Annotated in this window: 21 protein-coding genes; 16 read left to right on the forward strand and 5 right to left on the reverse strand. The window is 67.7% G+C overall.

Going from position 1 to position 21,551, the window contains the following annotated elements:
- Window positions 1-385: 385 nt before the first annotated feature.
- Window positions 386-2,443, reverse strand: a complete 2,058-nt coding sequence (locus tag AC5P6X_RS08060; RefSeq protein WP_088435909.1) for a putative bifunctional diguanylate cyclase/phosphodiesterase — start codon at window positions 2,441-2,443, stop codon at window positions 386-388.
- A 150-nt stretch (window positions 2,444-2,593) separates the two neighbouring features.
- On the opposite strand from AC5P6X_RS08060, the gene radA reads away from it, so the two are divergent.
- From radA to AC5P6X_RS08080, 4 genes are all read left to right on the forward strand, one after another.
- A complete protein-coding gene (gene radA / locus AC5P6X_RS08065) occupies window positions 2,594-3,970 on the forward strand; it encodes a DNA repair protein RadA (RefSeq protein WP_005408586.1) in 1,377 nt (458 codons plus the stop codon).
- Between the two features lie 121 nt (window positions 3,971-4,091).
- Window positions 4,092-5,948, forward strand: a complete 1,857-nt coding sequence (locus AC5P6X_RS08070) for an ATP-binding protein (protein WP_033833372.1) — start codon at window positions 4,092-4,094, stop codon at window positions 5,946-5,948.
- A gap of 48 nt (window positions 5,949-5,996) precedes the next feature.
- Window positions 5,997-8,303, forward strand: coding sequence for a tetratricopeptide repeat protein (locus tag AC5P6X_RS08075; RefSeq protein WP_049451942.1), 2,307 nt, complete (start codon window positions 5,997-5,999; stop codon window positions 8,301-8,303).
- Window positions 8,304-8,395: 92 nt separating this feature from the next.
- Complete coding sequence (locus AC5P6X_RS08080) at window positions 8,396-8,860, forward strand: YqhG/Tai3 family protein (protein WP_049451941.1); 465 nt, start codon at window positions 8,396-8,398, stop codon at window positions 8,858-8,860.
- 99 nt (window positions 8,861-8,959) lie between these two features.
- On the opposite strand, the gene AC5P6X_RS08085 is transcribed toward AC5P6X_RS08080, so the two are convergent.
- Window positions 8,960-9,754: a cytochrome C assembly family protein gene (locus AC5P6X_RS08085; RefSeq protein ID WP_049451940.1), complete on the reverse strand. Its 795-nt coding sequence runs from the start codon at window positions 9,752-9,754 to the stop codon at window positions 8,960-8,962.
- Between the two features lie 122 nt (window positions 9,755-9,876).
- Between AC5P6X_RS08085 and ffh the strand changes: the two genes are divergently transcribed.
- From ffh to AC5P6X_RS08135, 10 genes are all read left to right on the forward strand, one after another.
- Window positions 9,877-11,253, forward strand: a complete 1,377-nt coding sequence (ffh, locus tag AC5P6X_RS08090) for a signal recognition particle protein (RefSeq protein ID WP_049451939.1) — start codon at window positions 9,877-9,879, stop codon at window positions 11,251-11,253.
- A 91-nt stretch (window positions 11,254-11,344) separates the two neighbouring features.
- A complete protein-coding gene (locus tag AC5P6X_RS08095; protein ID WP_005412650.1) occupies window positions 11,345-12,421 on the forward strand; it encodes an NAD(P)H-dependent flavin oxidoreductase in 1,077 nt (358 codons plus the stop codon).
- A complete protein-coding gene (locus tag AC5P6X_RS08100; protein WP_049451938.1) occupies window positions 12,418-13,230 on the forward strand; it encodes an aminotransferase class IV family protein in 813 nt (270 codons plus the stop codon). The genes AC5P6X_RS08095 and AC5P6X_RS08100 overlap by 4 nt, the downstream gene beginning before the upstream one ends.
- A gap of 98 nt (window positions 13,231-13,328) precedes the next feature.
- On the forward strand, window positions 13,329-13,589 hold the full coding sequence (gene rpsP, locus AC5P6X_RS08105) for a 30S ribosomal protein S16 (RefSeq protein ID WP_005408594.1): 261 nt from the start codon (window positions 13,329-13,331) through the stop codon (window positions 13,587-13,589).
- A gap of 44 nt (window positions 13,590-13,633) precedes the next feature.
- Window positions 13,634-14,146: a ribosome maturation factor RimM gene (gene rimM, locus AC5P6X_RS08110; RefSeq protein WP_005408595.1), complete on the forward strand. Its 513-nt coding sequence runs from the start codon at window positions 13,634-13,636 to the stop codon at window positions 14,144-14,146.
- An 8-nt stretch (window positions 14,147-14,154) separates the two neighbouring features.
- The gene (trmD, locus tag AC5P6X_RS08115; RefSeq protein ID WP_024956747.1) at window positions 14,155-14,913 is read left to right on the forward strand and encodes a tRNA (guanosine(37)-N1)-methyltransferase TrmD; all 759 of its coding nucleotides are present in this window, start codon (window positions 14,155-14,157) and stop codon (window positions 14,911-14,913) included.
- A gap of 154 nt (window positions 14,914-15,067) precedes the next feature.
- On the forward strand, window positions 15,068-15,469 hold the full coding sequence (gene rplS, locus AC5P6X_RS08120) for a 50S ribosomal protein L19 (RefSeq protein WP_005408597.1): 402 nt from the start codon (window positions 15,068-15,070) through the stop codon (window positions 15,467-15,469).
- A gap of 82 nt (window positions 15,470-15,551) precedes the next feature.
- Complete coding sequence (locus tag AC5P6X_RS08125) at window positions 15,552-15,932, forward strand: DUF6404 family protein (RefSeq protein ID WP_049451937.1); 381 nt, start codon at window positions 15,552-15,554, stop codon at window positions 15,930-15,932.
- A gap of 79 nt (window positions 15,933-16,011) precedes the next feature.
- On the forward strand, window positions 16,012-16,446 hold the full coding sequence (locus tag AC5P6X_RS08130) for a DUF1801 domain-containing protein (RefSeq protein ID WP_005412655.1): 435 nt from the start codon (window positions 16,012-16,014) through the stop codon (window positions 16,444-16,446).
- Window positions 16,447-16,484: 38 nt separating this feature from the next.
- Window positions 16,485-16,892 carry a DUF1801 domain-containing protein gene (locus tag AC5P6X_RS08135; protein WP_495215399.1) on the forward strand — a complete coding sequence of 136 codons (408 nt, stop codon included), beginning with the start codon at window positions 16,485-16,487 and terminating at the stop codon, window positions 16,890-16,892.
- A gap of 69 nt (window positions 16,893-16,961) precedes the next feature.
- Here the strand turns inward: AC5P6X_RS08135 and AC5P6X_RS08140 are convergent, their stop codons facing one another.
- Window positions 16,962-18,422: an MATE family efflux transporter gene (locus tag AC5P6X_RS08140; RefSeq protein ID WP_049451935.1), complete on the reverse strand. Its 1,461-nt coding sequence runs from the start codon at window positions 18,420-18,422 to the stop codon at window positions 16,962-16,964.
- Between the two features lie 62 nt (window positions 18,423-18,484).
- Here AC5P6X_RS08140 and AC5P6X_RS08145 point away from each other — a divergent pair, with 62 nt between their 5' ends.
- Entirely contained in the window at window positions 18,485-18,724 is a 240-nt protein-coding gene (locus AC5P6X_RS08145; protein WP_049451934.1) for a hypothetical protein, read from the forward strand.
- 9 nt (window positions 18,725-18,733) lie between these two features.
- A complete protein-coding gene (locus AC5P6X_RS08150; RefSeq protein WP_005408603.1) occupies window positions 18,734-19,141 on the forward strand; it encodes an RNA-binding S4 domain-containing protein in 408 nt (135 codons plus the stop codon).
- A gap of 38 nt (window positions 19,142-19,179) precedes the next feature.
- Here AC5P6X_RS08150 and AC5P6X_RS08155 read toward each other — a convergent pair whose 3' ends face one another.
- Window positions 19,180-19,782, reverse strand: coding sequence for a DUF937 domain-containing protein (locus AC5P6X_RS08155; RefSeq protein ID WP_123958336.1), 603 nt, complete (start codon window positions 19,780-19,782; stop codon window positions 19,180-19,182).
- Window positions 19,783-19,890: 108 nt separating this feature from the next.
- Complete coding sequence (locus tag AC5P6X_RS08160; RefSeq protein ID WP_005408605.1) at window positions 19,891-21,534, reverse strand: catalase; 1,644 nt, start codon at window positions 21,532-21,534, stop codon at window positions 19,891-19,893.
- Window positions 21,535-21,551 lie beyond the last annotated feature (17 nt).

Raw genomic sequence — 21,551 nt, forward strand, 5'->3', positions numbered from 1 at the left:
ATTGCGGGAAGCCGGCCAGCGGCCGGCTCTACCAGGAGATCCACGCCATGCGTGGATGGGGTCAGAGTCCTTGCCTGCAGCAAGGGATCCGACCCCAAAGCCATCGGCCTCATCCCACCTGGCATGGCCGGCACAGGGGGTAGTGCCGGCCGCTGGCCGGCAGTTGCGGGAAGCCGGCCAGCGGCCGGCTCTACCAGGAGATCCACGCCATACGTGGATGGGGTCTGAATCCTTGCCTGCAGCAAGGGATCCGACCCCAAAGCCATTGGCCTCATCCCAACTGGCATGGCCGGCACAGGGGGTAGTGCCGGCCGCTGGCCGGCAATTGCGGGAAGCCGGCCAGCGGCCGGCTCTACCAGGATCCACGCCATGCGTGGATGGGGTCTCACCCCACCCGGCGCAGGAATTCCTCGGCGTCCATTGGTCGGCCCAAGTGGTAACCCTGCAATTGATCACACCCCAGTTCGCTCAGGTACTCGCGCTGTGCCTGCGTCTCCACACCCTCTGCCACCACCTGCAGCTGCAGGGTGCGCCCCAGCGCGATGATCGACGAGACGATGGCGGCATCCTCTTCATTGCATTCCAGATCGTGCACGAACGCGCGGTCGATCTTCAGTTCGGTGGCGGGCATGCGCTTCAGGTAGAGCAGGCTGGAATAGCCCGTGCCGAAGTCGTCGATGGCAATGTGCACGCCCATCGCGGTCAGGTCGTTGAGAATCGCCAGGCTGGCGTCCACGTCCTTCATCGCCGTGGTCTCGGTGATCTCCAGGGTCAGGCACGCCGGCTCGATGCGGTGCCGTTGCAGCACTTCGCGCACACTGTCCAGCAGCGCCGGCGAGGCGAACTGCAACGGTGACAGGTTCACCGCCATCGACCATCCGGAATGTCCGGCATCGTGCCACGCGCGCAGCTGTGCACAGGCACGGTCCAGTACCCAGTCACCGATCGGCAGGATCAGACCGCTGCGTTCGGCGATGGGAATGAACACATCCGGCGCCAGCAGGCCCAGCTCGGGATGCTGCCAGCGCAGCAGCGCTTCGGCGCCGGTGGCCGGTGCGCCGGCGGCAGGGAACTTGGGCTGGTAGTGCAGCACCAGCTCGTCGCGGGCGATGGCCTTGCGCAGGTCCTGCAGCAGGCGCAGCTGGCGGTTGGCACTGAGCTGCATCGAGGGGGTGAAGAACGTATAGCCGTTCCGGCCGGTCTCCTTGGTGTGGTACATCGCTGCATCGGCGTGTGCCATCAGCTCGCGCTCGTTGCCGGCATCAGCCGGATACAGGGCGATGCCCAGGCTGGCGCTGACCTGCAGCTCGGCTGCATCCAGCAGGAACGGTTCGCCCGCCGCCGCGATGATCCGCTCGGCGACCACCACTGCATCGTCGGGAACATCGATGGCCAGCACGATCACGAACTCGTCGCCGCCGAGGCGGGCGAAGGTGTCCTGTGGCCGCAGCAGGCCGCCGATACGCTGCGCCACCGCCACCAGCAGGCGATCTCCCAGCTGGTGTCCGTACGCATCATTGACCGCCTTGAAGCCGTCCAGGTCGCAGAACATCACCGCCACCGCCTGGTTGCGCCGCCGCGCCTTCTCGATGGCCTGCTCGATGCGGTCCTGCAGCAGCATGCGGTTGGGCAGCTGGGTCAGCGGGTCGTGCAGGGCGGCCTGGATCAGCCTGTCGTTGGCGTGCGCCAGTGAATCGGCCAGCAGCCCGGTGCGCACGCGCATCTGCCGGTCGAACAGCGAGGCCACCAGGGCGATGCCCAGGGTCGCCACCGTGGTGACGATCACCAGCACCGCCAGCCAACGCGTGTCGATGCCGCCGCTGCCGACCGCGCCGCAGATGCTGCCCTCCGGGAAGCGCGCCGCGGCCATGCCGGTGTAGTGCATGCCGACGATGGCCAGGCCCATCACCAGTGAGGCGAGCAGGCGCAGGCGCGTGGTGTTGCGCTGCTCGGCACGCAGGCGGAAGGCAATCCACAGCGCCGCACCGGCGGCGCCGATGGCAACCGCGATGGAGGCAGCGAACCAGCCCGGGTGATAGTCAATGCCCGGCTGCATGCGCATCGCGGCCATGCCTAGGTAGTGCATGGTGGCAATGCCCAGGCCCATCAGCACGGCGCCGGCCAGCAGACGTCGCCAGGGCAGGCTGGACCGCGACACCAGCCACAGCGCATAGGCCGAGGCGCCGATCGACACGGCCAGCGAGTACAGGGTGATGCCGAGGTCGTAGCCGACCGGAATCGGCAGGTCGAAGGCCAGCATGCCGATGAAATGCATCGACCAGATACCCAGGCCCATCGCCGCCGCGCCGCCGGCCAGCCACCAGCGGGCCACGCGGCCCTCGGCGGTGGCCAGGCGGCCGGCCATGTCCAGCGCCGTGTACGAAGCAAGAATGGCCACCAGCAGGGAGATGGCGACCAGGCTCTGACTGTAACTGCCAGTCATGTTGAATCCAGAGGGGGAGGGAGGGGGCGCCCGCAAGGCGCACGCCCGCGACAGCTATCGGCGCGGGCAGGCGGGACTTGAGCGGTCGCAGCACCTGCGACCCGGCTCGGCTATCCTGCCACGCCTGTTCCCCTTGCTGGAAATCATCCGATGGCCAAAGCCCGCACCGCCTACGTCTGCAATGAATGCGGCGCCGAATTCAGCAAGTGGCAGGGCCAGTGCACCGAGTGCAACGCCTGGAACTCGCTGTCGGAAATCGTGCTGGAGAGCGCGGCGGCGGCCAAGGCGCCGGCGTCGCGCCGGGCGGGTTGGGCGGGCAAGATCGATCCGCCGAAGATCACCGCGCTGAAGGACGTGGAGCAGACCGAGCACCGCCGGGTCAGCACCGGCATCGGCGAGTTCGACCGCGTGCTCGGCGGTGGCCTGGTCGAGGGCGCGGTGGTGCTGGTCGGCGGTGACCCGGGCATCGGCAAGTCGACCCTGCTGCTGCAGGCAGTGGCAAAGATGGCGGCCGAACTGCCGGTGCTGTACGTCACCGGCGAGGAGTCGCTGGCGCAGGTGGCCGGTCGTGCGCACCGGCTGGAACTGCCACTGGATGGGGTCAACGCGCTGGCCGAGACCGGCGTCGAGTCGATCCTGCAGCATGCCTCCAGGGCGGGCCCGCGGCTGATCGTGGCCGATTCGGTGCAGACCCTGTGGACCGAGAGCCTGACCGCCGCGCCGGGTTCGGTCAGCCAGGTGCGCGAGAGCGCGGCGCGGCTGGTGCGTTTCGCCAAGGAGACCGGCACCGCCGTGTTCCTGGTCGGCCACGTGACCAAGGAGGGCGGCATCGCCGGCCCGCGCGTGCTCGAACACATGGTCGATGCGGTGCTGTACTTCGAAGGCGAGAGCGGCAGCCGCTTCCGTTTGCTGCGCGCGTTCAAGAACCGCTTCGGTGCGGTCAACGAACTGGGCGTGTTCGCGATGGGGGACAAGGGCCTGAAGGAAGTCTCCAATCCATCGGCCATCTTCCTGTCCGGCGGCAGCACCCATCAGCCGGGCAGCTGCGTGATGGTCACCCGCGAGGGCACGAGGCCCCTGCTGGTGGAGGTGCAGGCACTGGTCGATGCATCGCCGCTGTCGAACCCGCGCCGTGTCGCGGTCGGCCTGGAGCAGAACCGCCTGGCCATGTTGCTGGCCGTGCTGCACCGTCACGGCGGCGTGCTGGTCGGCGACCAGGACGTGTTCGTCAATGTGGTCGGGGGTATCCGCGTACAGGAGACCGCGGCCGACCTGCCGGTGCTGCTGGCGGTGCTGTCCTCGCTGCAGGACCGGCCGCTGGCGGAAAAGACGATTGCCTTTGGCGAGGTTGGCCTGTCCGGCGAGATCCGCCCGGTGCCCAACGGCGAGGACCGCCTGCGCGAGGCGGCCACCCATGGTTTCAAGCGCGCCATCGTGCCCAAGGCCAACGCGCCCAAGGGCGGTTCGGTGAAGGGCATGGAAGTGATCGCGGTGGAGCGCCTGTCCGAGGCTATCGACGCGGCGTGATGCGCGCGGCCCTGCCTCTACAAACGTCGTATACGGCAACGGTCAGCCTGCCTGTGCTAGTTTTTCCCGCTCGACGAAGGCGCCCTCTGGCGTCTTTCCGTGCCCAGGAGTAAACGATTACATGCAGGACACCACGCCCACCGCCCCCAACGCCGAAATCCGTCGCGCAGGGGTCGATCTCAATGGATTGATGACGGTGCTGGGCAAGCACCTGTATTCCACCCCGGTGGTGGCGCTGCGTGAGCTGGTGCAGAACGCGCATGACTCGATCATCCGTCGCCGCATCGAGCAGCCTGGCATCGAAGTGCCGTCGCGCATCTCGGTGCAGGTCGATGCCGCTGCCGGCGTGCTGCGCATCACCGATACCGGTGCCGGCCTGACCCGCCAGGAAATCCATGACTACCTGGCTACCGTGGGCGTCGGCTACACCCGGGGCCTGCGCCAGGGCGGGGAGGACGATGAAGGCCTGATCGGCATGTTCGGCCTCGGGTTCCTGTCGGCCTTCGTGCTGGCGCGCAGGGTCAGCGTGCGTACCACCTCGTACCAGACGCCGGAACTGGGTCATCTGTACGTGTCCAGCAATGCCGAGCAGTACACCGTCAGCGAGATGCCGGCGCGCGCGGTTGGCACCGAGGTGGAACTGGAGCTGCATCCGGATTTCCTGCCGCTGGCCAACGAGGCGCGCCTGCACGAGGTGCTGGGCCGCTATTGCGCGCTGCTGTCCGAGCCGATCTTCATCGGTGCTGCGGCCGAGGCGCTCAACCCCGAGCCGCCGCCGTGGCGCAGCCAGGGTGACGTCGTCGTGCATCCGGTACAGGCGCGTCGCCAGGCGCTGCAGTTCGCTGCGCGCTTCGAGCACGATTTCGAGCCGATCGTCACCGTGCCACTGCGCGCGGATGGCGACAGCGATGCCACCGGCCTGTTGTGGGTCCAGGACGGCGCTACCTACGGCACCAGTGACAACCGCAATCTTTCGGTGTTCGTGCGCGGCATGCTGCTGGATGACGATGCGCGCGACCTGCTGCCGCCGTGGGCCGGTTTCATCGGCGGGGTGATCGAATCCTCGCGGCTGACGCCCACCGCCAGCCGCGAAGACCTGCAGCGCGATGACCAGTACCGGGCCGTGCAGCACGCGCTGCTGGAGGCGCTGATTGATGGCCTGGCCGACGTCGCACGGCAGCAGCCGGAAGCCTGGCGACGCGTTCTCACGCGCCATAATGAGGCCTTGCTGGGCGCGGCGCTGTGCGATGACCGCCTGTTCGACCTGCTGTTGGAGCACGTGCGCGTGCCGACTTCGCAGGGCGACCTGCCGGCCAGTGCGCTGCCGGCACGGGGTGCCGTGCATGTGATTCTCGACAATGGCGGTGGCTTCGAGGAGATGCTGTTCCGCGCGATGGGGGTACCGGTCGCGCATGGCCACCGCTATGCAGTCGTGCCGTTCCTGCGTCGCTGGGCCCAGGCCAAGGGCCTGCGCCTGGTTGAACTGGGGACCGAGCAGGGTAACCGTGCACTGTTCCGAAGCGATGACAGCCTCGACGAGGCGCAACTGGCATGGCTGCGCGAGCAGCTGGGCGACGGCGAACAGTTGCTGCCGGCACGCTTCAGCCCCGAGTCGCTGCCGGTGGTGGTGGTGCCCGACCGCGAAGCCGAGCTGAAGCAGCGCCTGGAAGACGACGAGAACGACAAGCGCGTGTCGATGGCCGCGCTGCGCCTGGCCCGGCAGTTCACCGCACGCATCGAGTCGCGCGCGCCGTCGCGGCTGTATCTCAATCTCGACAACCCGGCAGTGCAGGCGCTGCTGCGCGCCCAGCGCGAGGGGCATCCACAGGCCGAAGCCGCAGCCCGTCTGCTGCGCTCACTGAAGATCATCGTCGCCGCGCAGGGCCGCCCGCTGGCACGCGCGAACGCTACGCCCGGCCCGGATCTCAACGGCGCCTTTACCGATATTGCCGGTGCCCTGCAGCAGATGCTGCGCTGAGCACCGTACCTTCTCATCCAGCCTTCGCTAGACAGGAGCACTTACCCCATGGACATCTGGAACTGGGTCGAAAAACTGCAGGGTGACCTGCGCCAGGCCGGCCAGGCGCAGAACGCGCACCTGCTGAACCGTCTCGCCGACGAGGTGAGTGAACTGCAGATCGACCGCGTCGATGCATTGCTGCCCGAAGCGCGTGCGCTGGGCAAGGCGCTGGACAACCCGTGGGTCGACGTCTATGTCGGCCACTGGGCGCTGCGCAACCGCGTCGGCAACCGCGTCGAAGGCGAGAGCGCGCTGGGCGAAGCGGTGGCGCTGTTCGAACGTGCGCACCGTGATGACACGCTGGAATGCCCGCAGTCGATCTGCGTGACCCAGGATCTGGCTGCCTGCTATGGCAACATCGATGGCCCGGGCTGGGTGCCCGAGCGCATCGAAGTCTGCGATGAAACACTGGGTCGCATCGATCCGAGCTGGGCCTGTTTCCAGTGCCTGAGCTGCGAGAAGGCCGATGCGCTGCTCGATGATGGTCGTGGCCAGGCGGCGCTGGATTACCTGCAGGCGCAGGCCGATGCCGTGGAGGCCTGTGGCAAGGAAGTGTTCGACAGCTTCCCGGAGATGCAGATCAAGATCCTGCTGGGAATGGGCCGTGCCGATGAGGCACTGGCGCTGATCGAAAAGCGGGAGGCCGAAGTTGCTGCGTCCGGAGAGTACGAACCGGCCAACTGCACGGTGCCGCGCCGCCTGTCCAAGGCCTGGGCGCTGGCCCAGCTGGGCCGCGACGAAGAGGCGCTGCAGCAGCTGGTGCCGTGGAGCGAGCTGACTCCGAACTACTGGCGCCTGTGGGCCAACACCGCCGCCGCGCTCTGCCAGCGGGATCCTGCGCGCAACACCTGGGATCTGGGCACGCGCTTCAACACGATCATCGAGCACTTTGCCCGGGTCGGATCGCATCGCCTGCTGATCGAAGTGGCAGCGCTGAGCCTGGAGCTGGCGCTGCAGCGTGGCGCGCGCTGGGTGGCACTGCGGCAGCTGGAACTGGCCCGCACCCATCTGGCGCAGCTGCGCCAGGATCGTGGTGCTGCGGCGCTGGTGGCCGGCCTGGCCGCGCGCATCGACGCGTTGCCGGATGTCGCACCGCTGCCGGCGCCGGCGGGCGAGCTGCTGGCATGGCTGGACGCGCAGGGCGAACAGAACCAGTCGCGCGATCCCGAGCGCGAAGCGCAGTGGTTGCTGCAGGCGCATGCCGAGTTGCCCGATGACGAGGCGCTGGCCGAGATGGCGGCCAGCGCACTCAATGCCTGCGGCGCGCAGCCCGAGGCGCGCGCGCTGCTGTGGCGGTTCGTACGCAGCCATGCGCAGAACGATGGTCCCGCGGCCTACACGTTGATGCGCTGGCTGGCCGAACAGGGCGACGACGATGGCCTGCGCCAGCTGGCCGATCTCTATCGCGGCAGCGTGCCGGTGTTCGCGCACTGGTGCGAGGTGCAGCGTGCACGCCGCGTGTCCGACTGGCCGGCGCTGGAGCAGGCGGCCCGATCCCTGCTGGAGCTGTCTCCGGGCTCGCACGGCGCGCGCGGCACGCTGGCGCGCATGTACATGGAAACCGGCCGCTTCAGCGAAGCACAGGCCTGCTATGCGCAGCTGGTTGAATTGCTGGAAGATCCGAATGCCGCGCATTGGGACCACATGAGTGCCGCCAGCGCGGCGCGGGATTGGGACGCCGTGCGTCGCTCGGCGAAGGCGATCGGCATGGAGCTGTCCAGCCTGGAAGGCGTGGTCGAAGAGCCGTGGGGCTGGGTGATCATCCGCAGCGAAGAGAACGGTGAGCCGATGGAGTACTACGCCCGTCGCAGCGGGCCGGTGACCGCGCGCATCGTCGAGAACGCGCCGTCCAACCGCGCCCAGCAGGTGGGCGACTGGGTGGTGTTCGATGCCGCGCTGGTGCATCCGGCACCCGAGGAGGAGGAAGCACGCGAGCATTTCATCCCGACCTATGCGCAGGTGCATGTGCTGGAACGCGGCGGCTTCGCCCGCAGCTGGATGATCGATGGCGCGCACCCGGGCGAAGAGGCCTGGAATGCCTTCGTCGAGGCGGCCGAAGCACAGGGCTGGAAGGTGTGGTCACACAGCCGGCCGGACTACACCGTCACCGACCCCGATGTGGAAGAGGGTACGCTGCCCGGCCTGCTGTTCACCGTGGCCCAGCCGCAGGACCATGCACCGCTGGCGCTGCACCGCTTCCTCCAGCAGCAGACCGCGACGTGGCCGCATCCGCATTGCTGGCTGCGCCTGGCCGAAGCCTGCGACCAGGATCGCCAGCCGCACCTGGACGTGATCGAGCGTTACGGGTTGTAAGCCGGGTATCGGGTAGTGCCGGCCGCTGGCCGGCAGCGCCGGGATATCCTGTATTGCCGGCCAGCGGCCGGCACTCCCTCAAGGAGAAATACATGCGAAAGACAGGGATGTTCGTGATCGCCGGGCTGCTACTGGCCCCCACCGTGCAGGCTGCACCCGCCTGCCGGGAGCCTGCGGCTGTGGCCCGCGCCTTCTACGAGGCGACGACCGGCAACGGTGATCTGCTGGATCCGCCGGCCGCGCTGGTCAGCGCGGCCTTCGGCAAGGCGCTGCGTGATGAGCGTGCCTGCCAGCAGCGCGAGGAGGGCATCTGCACGATCGATTCCGATCCGTGGCTGGATGCGCAGGATGGCGACATCGACAGCCCCGTGCGTTACAGCTGGAAAGAGGCCTCGGCGACCACCGGTCAGGTAGAAATGCGCTATTGGGTCTGGAAGAAGGCCTACGTGACCCGGTTGCCGATGGTGCGCCAGGGCCAGGGCTGCTGGCAGGTCGATGACATCCTCACCAACAGCGGCCGTTCGGTGCGGAAGATCCTGGCGCAGCCGGTGCCCTGACCGGCGGCAGCATCCACGCAGGGTGCGGTCCAGTTGCCGGCCAGCGGCCGGCACTACCAGGTGATGTTGGGTGGGGGCCGACCGTTGGTCGGCACGCTTCTATCGCGTATGCCCGAACACCAGTTCGATCACGAACTGGCTGCCGAAGAACGCCAGCAGCAGCAACAGCATTGCCGCCAGCGTCCAGTGCACCGCCTTCATGCCGCGCCAGCCGTAGCGGCGGCGGCCGACCAGCAGCACGCCGAACACGACCCACGACAGCACGCTCAGCACGGTCTTGTGCACCAGCTTCTGTGCCAGCAGGTCATCGACGAACAGCACACCGGTGACCAGGGTCAGGGTCAGCAGCGCGAAGCCGACGGTGATCACCCGGAACAGCAGTGATTCCAGGTCGGCCAGCGGCGGCAGCGCCCGCAGCCACGGCCGGAACTCGCGGCGACGCAGTGCGCGTTCCTGCAGCCACAGCATGATTGCCAGCAGCGCGGCGATGCTCAGCGTGGCGTAGGCCAGCAGCGCCAGCCAGGCGTGGCTGGCCAGGCGCCAGCCCAGCACTTTGCTCGGTTCGTGGCCGTAGCCGTGGTAGGCCAGCAGCAGCACGGCAGCCAGCGGGAACACCACCACGCCCAGCGCCGACATCCGCCCGCGTGCGCCGACCAGCGAGGTCAGCCAGGCCATGCCCAGGCCGACCAGCGACAGCGCGGCGAAGAAGTGCATGTCCGGCCCGCCGTTGGTGCGCATCGCCACCATCACGTGGTAGCCGCCGTGCAGCAGCATCGCCGGCAGGGCGGGCCACAGCCAGGCGGGGGAGCCGGTGCTTTCATCGCGGCCAAGCGCACGCACCAGCAGGGCGCTGGCGGCCAGGTAGAGCAGGGCGGCGATGAGAACGATTAACATCGTTGCAGTTTCGCATACCCCTGCGGTGGTGGCGACGGCCCCGTGGTCGCAGCCCGGGGAGGGGAGCGGACCCGTTATACTGTCTGCCTTATTGTCCCCCGCTTTCAGACAGGTTGCGCCGCATGTTCGAGTCCCTGACCCAGCGCCTTTCCGGCACCATCGAGCGCCTGCGTGGCCGTGGCCGCCTGACCGAGGAGAACATCCGCGAGGCGACCCGCGAAGTGCGCATCGCGCTGCTCGAAGCCGACGTTGCGCTGCCGGTGGTGCAGGCCCTGATCGAGCGCATCAAGGTACGAGCGGTCGGCCAGGAAGTGCTGAAGTCGCTGACCCCGGGCCAGGCGCTGATCAAGGTCGTGCGCGACGAGCTGACCGCGGTGATGGGCGCCGAAGCCAGCGACCTGAACCTCAATGTGCCCGCGCCGGCCATCATCCTGATGGCGGGCCTGCAGGGCGCCGGCAAGACCACCACGGTGGGCAAGCTGGCCAAGCACCTGAAGGAAAAGCGCAAGAAGAAGGTGATGGTGGTTTCGGCCGACGTCTACCGTCCGGCCGCGATCGAACAGCTGAAGACCCTGGCCGAGCAGGTCGGCGTGCTGTTCTTCCCGTCCAGCGCCGACCAGAAGCCGGAAGCCATCGTCCGTGCCGCCATCGACGACGCGCGCAAGTCGTTCGTCGACGTGCTGCTGGTCGATACCGCCGGCCGCCTGGCCATCGACGAAGCGATGATGGCCGAGATCAAGGCCCTGCACGCTGCGGTGAACCCGGCCGAAACCCTGTTCGTGGTCGACGCCATGACCGGCCAGGACGCGGCCAACACCGCCAAGGCCTTCGGCGACGCCCTGCCGCTGACCGGTGTGGTGCTGACCAAGACCGACGGTGACGCCCGTGGCGGTGCCGCACTGAGCGTGCGCTACATCACCGGCAAGCCGATCAAGTTCGTCGGTGTCAGCGAAAAGCCGGAAGGCCTGGACGTGTTCCACCCGGACCGTATCGCCAGCCGCATCCTCGACATGGGCGACGTGCTGTCGCTGGTCGAGCAGGTCGAGCAGCAGGTCGACAAGGACAAGGCGGCCAAGCTGGCCGAGAAGGTCGCCAAGGGCAAGAAGTTCGACCTGAACGACATGCGTGACCAGCTCGAGCAGATGCAGAACATGGGCGGCATCGGCGGCCTGATGGACAAGCTGCCGGGCCTGGGCAACATCCCCGACCATCTGAAGCAGCAGGTCAGCCAGGGCAAGGATGTGCCGCGCATGATCGCCATCATCAGCTCGATGACCAAGAAGGAACGGCGCAACCCGAACCTGCTGAACGGCTCGCGCCGCGCGCGCATCGCCAAGGGCTCGGGCGTGACTCCGGCTGACGTCAACAAGCTGATGAAGCAGTACATGCAGATGGAAAAGATGATGAGCAAGATGGCCGGCGGCGGCATGAAGGGCATGCTGCGCAGCATGAAGGGCATGATGGGCGCCATGGGCGGCCGCGGCATGCCGTTCCGTTGATGCAGCGACGGGGCCGGCGCGCATTGCGACGCGGCCCCGGTCACAATGACTGGCGTATGCTGGATGGCGACTTCTCCAACAGGTATGTCGCGTGAATGCATCGCCGATTCTTGAACGCGCCGACACCTTCTGTCGGCGTTTTTCATTGCAGCTTCCGATCCTGCTGGCACCGATGGCCGGTGCCTGCCCGGTGCCGCTGTCGGCTGCGCTGGCCAATGCCGGCAGCATGGGCGCGATGGGCGCGGTGTTGTCCTCTTCGGCCGATATCGGTCGCTGGATGGACGATTTCCGCGCCGCTTCGACCGGCCCGGCGCAGGTGAACCTGTGGGTGCCGGATCCGGTGCCGACCCGTGACGTTGCCGCCGAGGCTGCCAGCCGCGCCTTCCTGGCGCAGTGGGGCCCGGACGTGCCGGCCAGCGCCGCCGATGCCACGCCCGCCGACTTCGAAGAACAGTTCGCCGCACTGCTGGCCGCACGCCCGGCGGTGGCCTCGACCATCATGGGTGTGTTGCTGCCGCGCCACGTGCAGCAGTTGAAGGATGCCGGCATTGCCTGGATCGCCTGCGCGACCACCTTGTCCGAAGCGCGTGCAGCACAGGACGCCGGTGCCGATGCGGTGGTGGCGCAGGGCATGGAAGCGGGCGGCCATCGCGGTGCGTTCGATCCGGCGATGGCCGAGCGCCAGCTGGTCGGCCTGTTCGCGCTGCTGCCGCGCCTGGCCGATCACCTGCAGATCCCGGTGATTGCCGCCGGCGGTATCGCCGATGGCCGCGGTATCGCCGCCGCGCTCACGTTGGGGGCCAGCGCGGTGCAGATCGGCACCGCGTTCCTGCGCACGCCCGAAGCAGCGATCGCCTCGGCATGGGCCGATGGGCTGGCCGCCAGCGAACCGGAAGACACCTGGCCGACGCGCGCCTTCAGCGGCCGCCTGGGCCGCGGCCTGGCGACCGCCTATGTGCGCGCCGCTGCCGCAGAAGGCGCCCCGGCGCCACGCCCGTACCCGGTGCAGCGCGGGCTGACCGCGCCGATGCGCAAGCAGGCCGCGCAGGAAAACCGCCTGGCGGCGATGCAGGCCTGGGCCGGGCAGTCGGCGTGGATGGCGCCGGCACAGCCGGCCGCCGACGTGCTGCGCGGCATGTGGAGCCAGGCGCAGGCGCTGCTGCGATGACGGTGACCTGCAACGGCCTGCCGGCACAGGTCGAGGATCTGCTGCCGGCGCTGGTCAACTACGGCCATTTCACCTCGCTGCAGGTGCGCGACCACGCGGTGCAGGGACTGGACCTGCATCTGGCGCGGCTGTCACAGGCCACGCGTGCACTGTTCGGCAGCGAGCTGGATACGGTGCAGGTACAGACCTGGATGGCACAGGCCCTGCAGCAGGCCGGCCTGGCCGATGCCTCGCTGCGGGTGACGGTGTACTCGCGCCGGTTCGATTTCCGCAACCCGCTGGCGGCGGTGCCGGTGGACGTGCTGGTGGCAGTATCAGCGCCGGTGGCCCTGATCGCGCCCAAGCGCGTGCGCAGCGTGGTCTGGCAGCGCGAAATGCCGCAGATCAAGCACGTGGGCACGTTTGGCCTGTTCGCCGAGCGCCGCGCGGCGATGGCCGAAGGATTCGACGATGTGCTGTTCGTGACCGCTGATGGCGACGTGAGTGAAGGAAGCACCTGGAACCTGGCCGTGCACGATGGTGAACGGCTGCTCTGGCCGCAGGCGCCGGCCCTGCGCGGTACGGCCGAAGCGCTGCTGAAGCGGCATTGGCCCGATGCGCAGTTGACGCGGCCGTTGGCGCTGGCTGAACTGGGCAGTGTGAAGGCCGCTTTTGCCTGCAACGCCAGCGGCCTGTGGGCGCTGGAGGCCATCGACGGGCAACTCCTGCCAAGCTCGCAGGCGCTGGCTGAACAGGGCAGGGCGGTGCTGGCGGCGGTGGCTTGGCAGGGGCTGGGGTCAGATCCCTTTTGCGCCGCAAAAGGAATCTGACCCCAAGCGGCCCCCCCGGGGTTGGCTCGGCCGGGCTCTGCCGCTATAATCGCCCGCTTACCTCGCCATCCTGGCGACTGGGCAATAGGAAAAACACCATGGTCAAGATTCGACTGACCCGCGGCGGCGCCAAGAAGCGTCCGTTCTACCACATCATCGTCACCGACGTGCGCAGCGCGCGCGACGGCCGCAACATCGAGCGCGTTGGTTTCTACAACCCGGTCGCCCAGGGCGGCGAGAAGCGCATCGAGCTGGACCTGGCCCGCGTTGACCATTGGGTCAAGAACGGCGCCCAGCCGACCGACAAGGTCCGCAACCTGATCAAGGAAGCGACCAAGTCCCAGGCCGCTGCGGCCTGATCCTGACGGGCCACGCTTCGGCGTGGCCCTCTTGGTTGAAGCAGATGAAAGATATCGAGCGCCGCATCCTGCTGGGCAGGGTTGTCGGCGCTTTTGGTGTGCGCGGCGAGATCAAGCTCGAGTCCTGGACCGAGCCACGTTCCGCCATTTTCCGTTACCAGCCGTGGATCGTGCGCAGCCCGTCCGGCGTGGAAACCACGATTGAAGGTGTGCGTGGCCGCGACAGTGGCAAGCACCTGGTCGCCCGGTTCCCCGGCGTCGAGGACCGCGATACCGTCGAAGCGATGCGCGGCACCGAGATCTACGTGGCCCGCAGTGCCCTGCCACCGCCGAAGCCCGATGAGTATTACTGGGTGGACCTGGAAGGCCTGGACGTGAAGACCACCGAGGGCGTTGCCCTGGGCCAGGTCTCGCACTTGTTCAGCACCGGCGCCAACGACGTGGTGGTGGTCCGGGGTGACCGCGAGCGGATGATTCCGTTCGTGCAGCCGGACTTCGTCAAGTCGGTCGATTTCGAGGCCAACCTGGTCGTGGTCGACTGGGATCCCGAGTTCTGAGTGTGAGCATGCGTTTCGACGTCATCACCCTGTTCCCCGAGTTCCTCGCCCAGTCCGCTGGACTGGGCGTGGTCGGGCGCGCGCAGGAGAAGGGATTGTTCAGCCTGCATGGCTGGAATCCCCGTGATTACGCCGAAGGCAACTACCGCCGGGTGGACGACCGTCCGTTCGGTGGCGGCCCGGGCATGGTGATGCTGATCGAGCCGTTGCAGGCCTGCCTGCAGGCGATCCGCGATGCTGATCCGACCCCGGCGCGGGTGATCTACCTCAGCCCGCAGGGGGCGCCGTTGACCCAGGCCAAGGTGCGGGAACTGGCGGCATTGCCGCGCATGGTCCTGCTCTGTGGCCGCTACGAGGGCATCGACGAGCGTTTCCTGGAAGCCAATGTCGACGAGGAAATCTCCCTCGGCGACTACGTGCTGTCGGGTGGCGAGCTGGGTGCCGCGGTCATCATCGACGCCGTGGCCCGCCTGCAGGACGGGGCCCTGAATGACGCTGAATCAGCGGCCCAGGACAGCTTCGAAGGTGATCTGGGCCTGCTCGACTGCCCGCACTACAGCCAGCCGGCCCAGCACCCTCTGGGCGACGTGCCGGACGTGCTGCGCTCAGGCAACCATGCGGCCATCGCCGCGTGGCGCCGCCAGCAGTCGCTGGTCCGTACCGCCCAGCGGCGCCCGGACCTGCTGGATGAACAGGCGCTGGGCAAGGCCGACCGCACGCTGCTGGAACAGGGCCGTCAGGCCCAGAAACAGAAGGCCGACCCCTAGCGCAGGGCCGGCTTTATCGGCTATCATGGCCAATTACCGCCAGCCCAGGCCGGCGCGCGCAGTACCCACAACAAACGTGCAGCACAGTCCGGTGACTGCATGAGCCCACGTTGTCTACATGACACGCCCACCCGAACAAGAATCGGTGTAACCCATGAGCAAGCTGAACAAGTCCATCGTCGCGGAATTCGAATCCGCCCAGATCACCCGTGAACTGCCGAAGTTCAGCCAGGGCGACACCGTTGTCGTCAACGTGAAGGTGAAGGAAGGCAGCCGCGAGCGCGTGCAGGCCTACGAAGGCGTCGTCATCGCCACCAAGAACGCCGGCCTGAACTCCTCGTTCACCGTGCGCAAGATCTCGCACGGCTACGGCGTCGAGCGCGTGTTCCAGACCCACAGCGCCATCATCGACTCGGTCGAAGTGAAGCGTCGTGGTAAGGTCCGCGCCGGCAAGCTGTACTACCTGCGTGGCCTGGAAGGCAAGGCTGCCCGCATCAAGGAAGACCTGGCTGCCGCTGCTGCCGCCAAGGCTGCCCGTCTGGCCGAAAAGGCCTGATAAACAACTTCGGTTGTTGCCGCGACGGCCACCTTCGGGTGGCCGTTTGCGTTTCCGGCATCGCATCGGCCACGATCAGGTGATGAACGACATCAACCCGCGCTATCCCGCCGTGATCCAGTCGGCGTTGCGCTTCCTCGACGGCAAGGGACTGGCGCGTGTGCAGTCGGCGCCGTTGCTGCATCGCCTGCTGTGGCGCATGGGCATCGCACTGCCACCGCCGATCCTGGCCGGCTTCGGTACCAATGCGCTGGTGCAGGGCCTGTTGTTCGGGCTGTTCTGGACCGCGCTGATGTGGCTGATGCTGTGGCAGGGCAGTGAGCGTCCGCTGGCGCTGCTGCTGGTGGCCGGGCTGTTGGCCGGAGCGCTGTTCGGCATGGTGATGGCGGCGCTGATGCGCTCGCTGCGCCGGCACCGCAAGCTGCCGGAGTGGCGCCAGTTCCGCGCGGGGCAGGCGGACTGAGCCGATGGCGCACTGCGCCGTGACCGCCCGGCACGGGCCGCGGTAGGCTGCAGTGTCATCCCGATGGACGTGCCGTGCGATGCCTGCCAAGCGAACCGCACCTTCCGCTGCGCCCAAGCTGTTGTCAGGCGGCAATCCGCAGATCGCCAAGGGCGAGGGCGATGCCACGGTACAGGCGTATATCGCGGCGATGCCGGACTGGAAGCGGCCGATCGGCGCACGGCTGGATGCGCTGGTCGAACAGGCCGTACCCGGGGTGCACAAGGCGGTGAAGTGGAACTCGCCGATGTATGCGGTGGCCGCGGGCGAAGGCTGGTTTCTCAGCTTCCATTGCTTCACCCGCTATATCAAGGTGGCGTTCTTCCGCGGCGCTGCGCTGAAACCGGTGCCGCCGGAGCCGTCCAGGAGTGCCGATACGCGCTACCTGCACATTGCCCAGGATGGCGTACTGGATGAAGCCCGGTTTCTTGACTGGGTGCGCCAGGCCGCGGCATTGCCCGGCGAACACATGTAAGCCCACCGTTCTGATCTCCTTGCCGACGAGAGCCGCTGATGGCCACGCATGCACCCAACCCGGCCGATGCCGGAACCCCGGCCGCCGAACTGATCGATGCGCGCATCGCTGAACTGGGCGACTGGCGTGGCGAAGCGCTGGCACGCGTGCGTGCGTTGATCCATGAAGCGCTGCCCGACGTGCAGGAAACCTGGAAATGGCGGGGTACACCGGTGTGGGAGCACAACGGCATCCTGTGCACCGGCGAGACCTACAAGCAGGCGGTGAAGCTGACATTTGCCAATGGCGCGGCGCTGGCCGGTCCGAAGGGACTGTTCAACGCCAGCCTGGAGGGGAACACGCGGCGCGCGATCGATATCCATGAAGGCGCGATGCCGGATGCCGCCGCGTTCAAGGCGCTGATGCGCGCGGCGGCCATGTTCAACGCGGCGAAGAAGAAGCGGTAGAGCCGGCCGCTGGCCGGCTGTTCCGCGATGCTGCTGGAGAGGTGTGAGGTTGCCGGCCAGCGGCCGGCACTACCGCATCGGTGCGGCATCCGGGTCGGCCACCGGCGACGGCGGGCAGGCCGGAATTTCCGACGGCGTGGCCAGTTCCTCGGCGTGCGAGGGCTTGCCCATCATCTTCGCCTTGCGCCAGCCGCCCCAGCGGTAGTACGCCAACGACAGCAGCATCGACACCAGCGAGCTGACCGGGAAACTCCACCAGATCGCATCGGCGCCCCAATACGGCTGCAGCAGCTCGGCGAACGGCACGCGCACGCCCCACAGCGAACCAGCCAGGATCAGCAGCGGCGGGATCACCGCGCCGGTGGAGCGCACCACGCCGGAGATCACGAAGCTGACGCCGAAGAACAGGAACGAGCCGATCACCACGTGGTTGAGGTGACGGGCAATGTCCAGCGCCTGGCTGGCCGGCGGCAGGAACAGGGCCAGCAGCTGGCGATCGAACAGGACCAGTGGCAGGATCAGCGCGCCGGTCAGCAGGAAATTGAACAGCACGCCCTGGCGTGCGGTGCCGCGTACGCGGTCCCAGCGCTGTGCACCGACGTTCTGCGCCGCCATCGAAGAGCACGCCGCGCCGATCGCCATCGCCGGCATCTGCAGGTAGTTCCACAGCTGCAGGGAAGCGCCGTAACCGGCGGCGGTGTCGGTGCCGTACTGGTTGACCATGGTCATCAGCAGGATCACCGACAGCGAGATCAGCACCATCTGCAGGCCCATCGGCACGCCCTTGAGCACCAACGCTTTCAGGATGGTCAGGTCGAGCTTGAACAGGCGCATGTCGGCGCGGCCCAGCCACAACGTGTGGCGCTTGTGCCGCATGTACAGCAGCAGGCCGGCCAGCGACAGCGTCTGCGCGACGAGCGTTGCCCAGGCCGAGCCGGCGATGCCCAGCGCGGGGAACCGCCCCATGCCGAAGATCAGAACCGGGTTCAGCACGATGTCCAGTGCCACCGACACCATCAGGAAACGGAACGGCGTGCGCGAGTCACCGGCACCGCGCAGCGCGGCGGTGAGGAAGGCGAACGCATACAGCGTCGGCATCGCCAGGAAGATGATCTGCAGGTAGGCCTCGGCCAATGGCAGCGAGGCGGCCGGCGTGCCCATCGCCGCCAGCAGCGGATGGGCCATGAACCAGCCGGCGATGGCGATGATCACCGACAGGCCGATGAAGAAGGTGGCGCTGGTACCCACCACGCGCCGCGCCTGCGGGATGTCGCGCGCGCCGATCGCCTGGCCGATCAGGATGGTCGAGGCCATGCCGAAGCCGAACACCGAGCCGATCAGGAAGAACATGATGTTGTTGGCGTTCGCGGTGGCGGTCAGTGCCGCCTCGCCGAGGAAGCGCCCGACCCAGACCGCATTCACCGAACCGTTCAGCGACTGCGCGATGTTGCCGGCCAGGATCGGCAGGGAAAACAACAGGAGATTGCGGCCGATCGGGCCGGAGGTCAGGTCAAGCGGCGCTTTGGCCATGGAGTGGTGATCGAATCCCGGGAGGCGCACACTAGCACCAAGCCGGTTTGCAGGATGTGGCAATGCATCAACGACTGCAGGTGAAATGGAGCATGGCGCTGGTCTTGATCGGCGCCGCACTGGCCGCATGTTCGACAGGTGACCGGCTGGGTGATACCCAGGTGCGGCCAACCGACCGCCCCGAGTGCCTGGTCGGCAGCCAGCGCCAGGATCTTTCCGCCGGCGTACCCACCCTGATCGGGGGCAGTGGCTGCCGCACCGACCCCGATAACCCGCGCCCCCTGAACAAGCGAACGGAGTAGTCCCTGCCGATGACCGAGCTTTCCCCGCTGTCGCCCAGTGTCCGCCTGGACATCTGGCTGTGGGCGGCCCGTTTCTTCAAGACCCGCAGCCTGGCCAAACAGGCCATCGAGACCGGCAAGGTCAGCGTCGCCGGGCAGCGCCCGAAATCCTCACGCGCAGTGCGCGTCGGTGAGCAGCTGCAGGTCGACCGCGGCGAAGAGCATTTCGAGATCCAGGTGCTGGGCCTGAGCGACCAGCGCGGGCCGGCGCCGACGGCGCAGCAGTTGTATGCCGAGAGTGAGGCCTCCAAGGCGCGCCGTGCCGAACAGCGCGCGTTGCGCATCGCGGCGCGCGATGGTTTCCAGCCGCCGGAGCACAAGCCGGACAAGCGCGCACGGCGGTTGATCCGCGCGCTCGGCGATATCGACGCGTTGTAAGCAGCAGGGCGCCAGACCGGATCCGGCGCCCCCTTGGCTCAGCGCTTGCCGCCGAGCAGGCTGCCGCCGATCTTCAGCAGATCGCCCACGCCGAGCTGGCCGTCACCGTCCTGGTCCAGCAGGCTGCCGAGCAGGCCGCCGGCAAGACCGCCCTGCTGCTGCACCTGCTGCTTTTCCTGGCCGAGGGCCTGGCTGAGCGAGCCGGCGTCGGCCTGGCCGCCACCGAGGCGCTGGGCGAGGAAAGCCATCACGATCGGTGCGAGGATCTGCAGCAGCTGGCTGGTGCGGCCACTGTCGAGCTGGGTGGCCTGGGCCAGGCCGGTTTCTACCTTCTGCTGGTTGCCGCCGAAGATGTGGCCGAGGATGCCGGCGCCATCGCTGGCGGCACCACCGCCACCGCCGCCCAGTACCGAACCGAGCACGCTGCCCAGGTCCAGCCCACTGTGGTTGTTCCGCAGCGCGCCGAGCAGCGCCTGCGCGCCCTGCGGCTGCGAGGCGTTGTTGCCCAGCGCGCCCATCAGCACCGGCAGCGCGGCACTGATCGCGCCGGAAGCCTGGGTGTCGCTGATGCCGAGCTGCTGCGATACCTGCTGCAGCGGTGCGCCCTGCAGTTTGGCGAGAAGTTCGTCGGTGAGGCTCATCTGCGGAATCCTTGATTGGGGTGGGGCGTGCAGAAGGTACGACGCGGACCGTTAAAACGGCGACGCCGCCTCACGGGGAGGCGGCGTGCTGTTCACGGGGCAGGGCGATCAGAGCTCGATGTCTTCGGCGCCCGGGGTCGCGGTGGGGAAGTCCGCTTCCGGCTGCGCCGGCTTGAACGGATCCGACGGCTGGCTGGCCAGCGCCTTCAGGGCCGCGGCAACGCCAGCGCCATAGGCCGGGTCGGCCTTGCTGCAGTTGTCGATGTGGCGCTGCTTGATGAAGTCCGGCGCATCGCCCAGGGCGCGGGCGGTGTTGGCGAACAGGCGGTCCTTCTGTGCCTGGTTGTAGCTGCGGAACAGCGCACCGGGCTGGCTGAAGTAGTCGGCGTCGTCCTCACGGAAATTCCAGAAGTCGGCGTCACCGCGGATCTTCATCGGCGGCTCGCGGTACTGCGGCTGTTCCTGCCACTGGCCGTAGCTGTTCGGCTCGTAGTGCGGCAGGCCGCCGTAGTTGCCGTCCACGCGCATCGCACCGTCGCGGTGGTTGCTGTGCACCGGGCAGCGTGCGGCGTTCACCGGAATCTGGTGGTGGTTCACGCCCAAGCGGTAGCGCTGCGCATCGGAATAGGCGAACAGGCGTGCCTGCAGCATCTTGTCCGGCGACGGGCCGATGCCGGGCACAAGGTTGCTCGGTGCGAACGCGGACTGCTCGACGTCCTGGTACCAGTTGACAGGGTTGCGGTTCAGTTCGAACTGGCCCACTTCGATCAGCGGGTAGTCGCTCTTCGGCCACACCTTGGTCAGGTCGAACGGATGGATGCGGTAGGTTTCCGCCTCCAGCTCGGGCATTACCTGGATGAACAGCTTCCACTTCGGGAAGTCGCCCTTCTCGATTGCGGCGAACAGGTCGCGGCCGTGGCTTTCGCGGTCATGGCCGACCAGGATCTGCGCCTGCGCGTCGGTCAGCGATTCGATGCCCTGCTGGCTGACGAAGTGGAACTTCACCCAGAAGCGCTCGCTGTCGGCGTTGGTGAAGCTGTAGGTGTGCGAGCCGAAGCCGTGCATGTGGCGGAAGCTGCGCGGGATGCCGCGGTCGCTCATCACCACGGTCACCTGCAGCAGGGCTTCGGGCAGCAACGTCCAGAAGTCCCAGTTGTTGCGCGCGCTGCGCAGGTTGGTATGCGGGTCGCGTTTCACGGCCTTGTTGAGGTCGGCGAACTTGCGCGGGTCGCGCAGGAAGAACACCGGCGTGTTGTTGCCGACCAGGTCCCAGTTGCCTTCTTCGGTGTAGAACTTCAGCGCGAAGCCGCGGATGTCACGCTCGGCGTCGGCGGCGCCACGCTCGCCGGCCACCGTGGTGAAGCGCGCGAACATCTCGGTCTGCTTGCCGACCTTCTCGAACAGCTTGGCGCGGGTGTACTTGCTGATGTCATGGGTGACAGTGAAGGTACCGAACGCGCCGGAGCCCTTGGCGTGCATGCGGCGCTCGGGAATGATCTCGCGGTTGAGGTTGGCCAGCTTCTCCAGCAGCCAGACGTCTTCCATCAGCAGCGGGCCACGTGGGCCGGCGGTCTTGCTGTTCTGGTTGTCCACCACCGGTGCGCCGAAGGCCGTGGTCATCGGCGTGACCGGATCATCGCCGTGCTTCTGCTTGGGCGTGGTGCTCAGTTCACGCTGCTGCTGGGCGCCTTCCGCAGGCGACGGCGCGGTGTGATACGGGCACTTGGGGCTGTTGTTATCGGACTGGCTCATGGCTGGCTCCTGCGGGT

This window comes from Stenotrophomonas sp. YJH_SMC_40 (assembly GCF_059368615.1).

Coding starts and splice junctions, on each gene's coding strand:
- rimM (WP_005408595.1), top strand. CDS start 13,634: ATGAAAGATATCGAGCGCCGCATCCTGCTGGGCAGGGTTGTCGGCGCT.
- AC5P6X_RS08155 (WP_123958336.1), bottom strand. CDS start 19,782: ATGAGCCTCACCGACGAACTTCTCGCCAAACTGCAGGGCGCACCGCTG.
- AC5P6X_RS08145 (WP_049451934.1), top strand. CDS start 18,485: ATGCATCAACGACTGCAGGTGAAATGGAGCATGGCGCTGGTCTTGATC.
- ffh (WP_049451939.1), top strand. CDS start 9,877: ATGTTCGAGTCCCTGACCCAGCGCCTTTCCGGCACCATCGAGCGCCTG.
- trmD (WP_024956747.1), top strand. CDS start 14,155: ATGCGTTTCGACGTCATCACCCTGTTCCCCGAGTTCCTCGCCCAGTCC.
- AC5P6X_RS08125 (WP_049451937.1), top strand. CDS start 15,552: ATGAACGACATCAACCCGCGCTATCCCGCCGTGATCCAGTCGGCGTTG.
- rpsP (WP_005408594.1), top strand. CDS start 13,329: ATGGTCAAGATTCGACTGACCCGCGGCGGCGCCAAGAAGCGTCCGTTC.
- AC5P6X_RS08070 (WP_033833372.1), top strand. CDS start 4,092: ATGCAGGACACCACGCCCACCGCCCCCAACGCCGAAATCCGTCGCGCA.
- rplS (WP_005408597.1), top strand. CDS start 15,068: ATGAGCAAGCTGAACAAGTCCATCGTCGCGGAATTCGAATCCGCCCAG.
- AC5P6X_RS08075 (WP_049451942.1), top strand. CDS start 5,997: ATGGACATCTGGAACTGGGTCGAAAAACTGCAGGGTGACCTGCGCCAG.
- AC5P6X_RS08080 (WP_049451941.1), top strand. CDS start 8,396: ATGCGAAAGACAGGGATGTTCGTGATCGCCGGGCTGCTACTGGCCCCC.
- radA (WP_005408586.1), top strand. CDS start 2,594: ATGGCCAAAGCCCGCACCGCCTACGTCTGCAATGAATGCGGCGCCGAA.
- AC5P6X_RS08140 (WP_049451935.1), bottom strand. CDS start 18,422: ATGGCCAAAGCGCCGCTTGACCTGACCTCCGGCCCGATCGGCCGCAAT.
- AC5P6X_RS08160 (WP_005408605.1), bottom strand. CDS start 21,534: ATGAGCCAGTCCGATAACAACAGCCCCAAGTGCCCGTATCACACCGCG.
- AC5P6X_RS08060 (WP_088435909.1), bottom strand. CDS start 2,443: ATGACTGGCAGTTACAGTCAGAGCCTGGTCGCCATCTCCCTGCTGGTG.
- AC5P6X_RS08135 (WP_495215399.1), top strand. CDS start 16,485: ATGGCCACGCATGCACCCAACCCGGCCGATGCCGGAACCCCGGCCGCC.
- AC5P6X_RS08130 (WP_005412655.1), top strand. CDS start 16,012: ATGCCTGCCAAGCGAACCGCACCTTCCGCTGCGCCCAAGCTGTTGTCA.
- AC5P6X_RS08085 (WP_049451940.1), bottom strand. CDS start 9,754: ATGTTAATCGTTCTCATCGCCGCCCTGCTCTACCTGGCCGCCAGCGCC.
- AC5P6X_RS08150 (WP_005408603.1), top strand. CDS start 18,734: ATGACCGAGCTTTCCCCGCTGTCGCCCAGTGTCCGCCTGGACATCTGG.
- AC5P6X_RS08100 (WP_049451938.1), top strand. CDS start 12,418: ATGACGGTGACCTGCAACGGCCTGCCGGCACAGGTCGAGGATCTGCTG.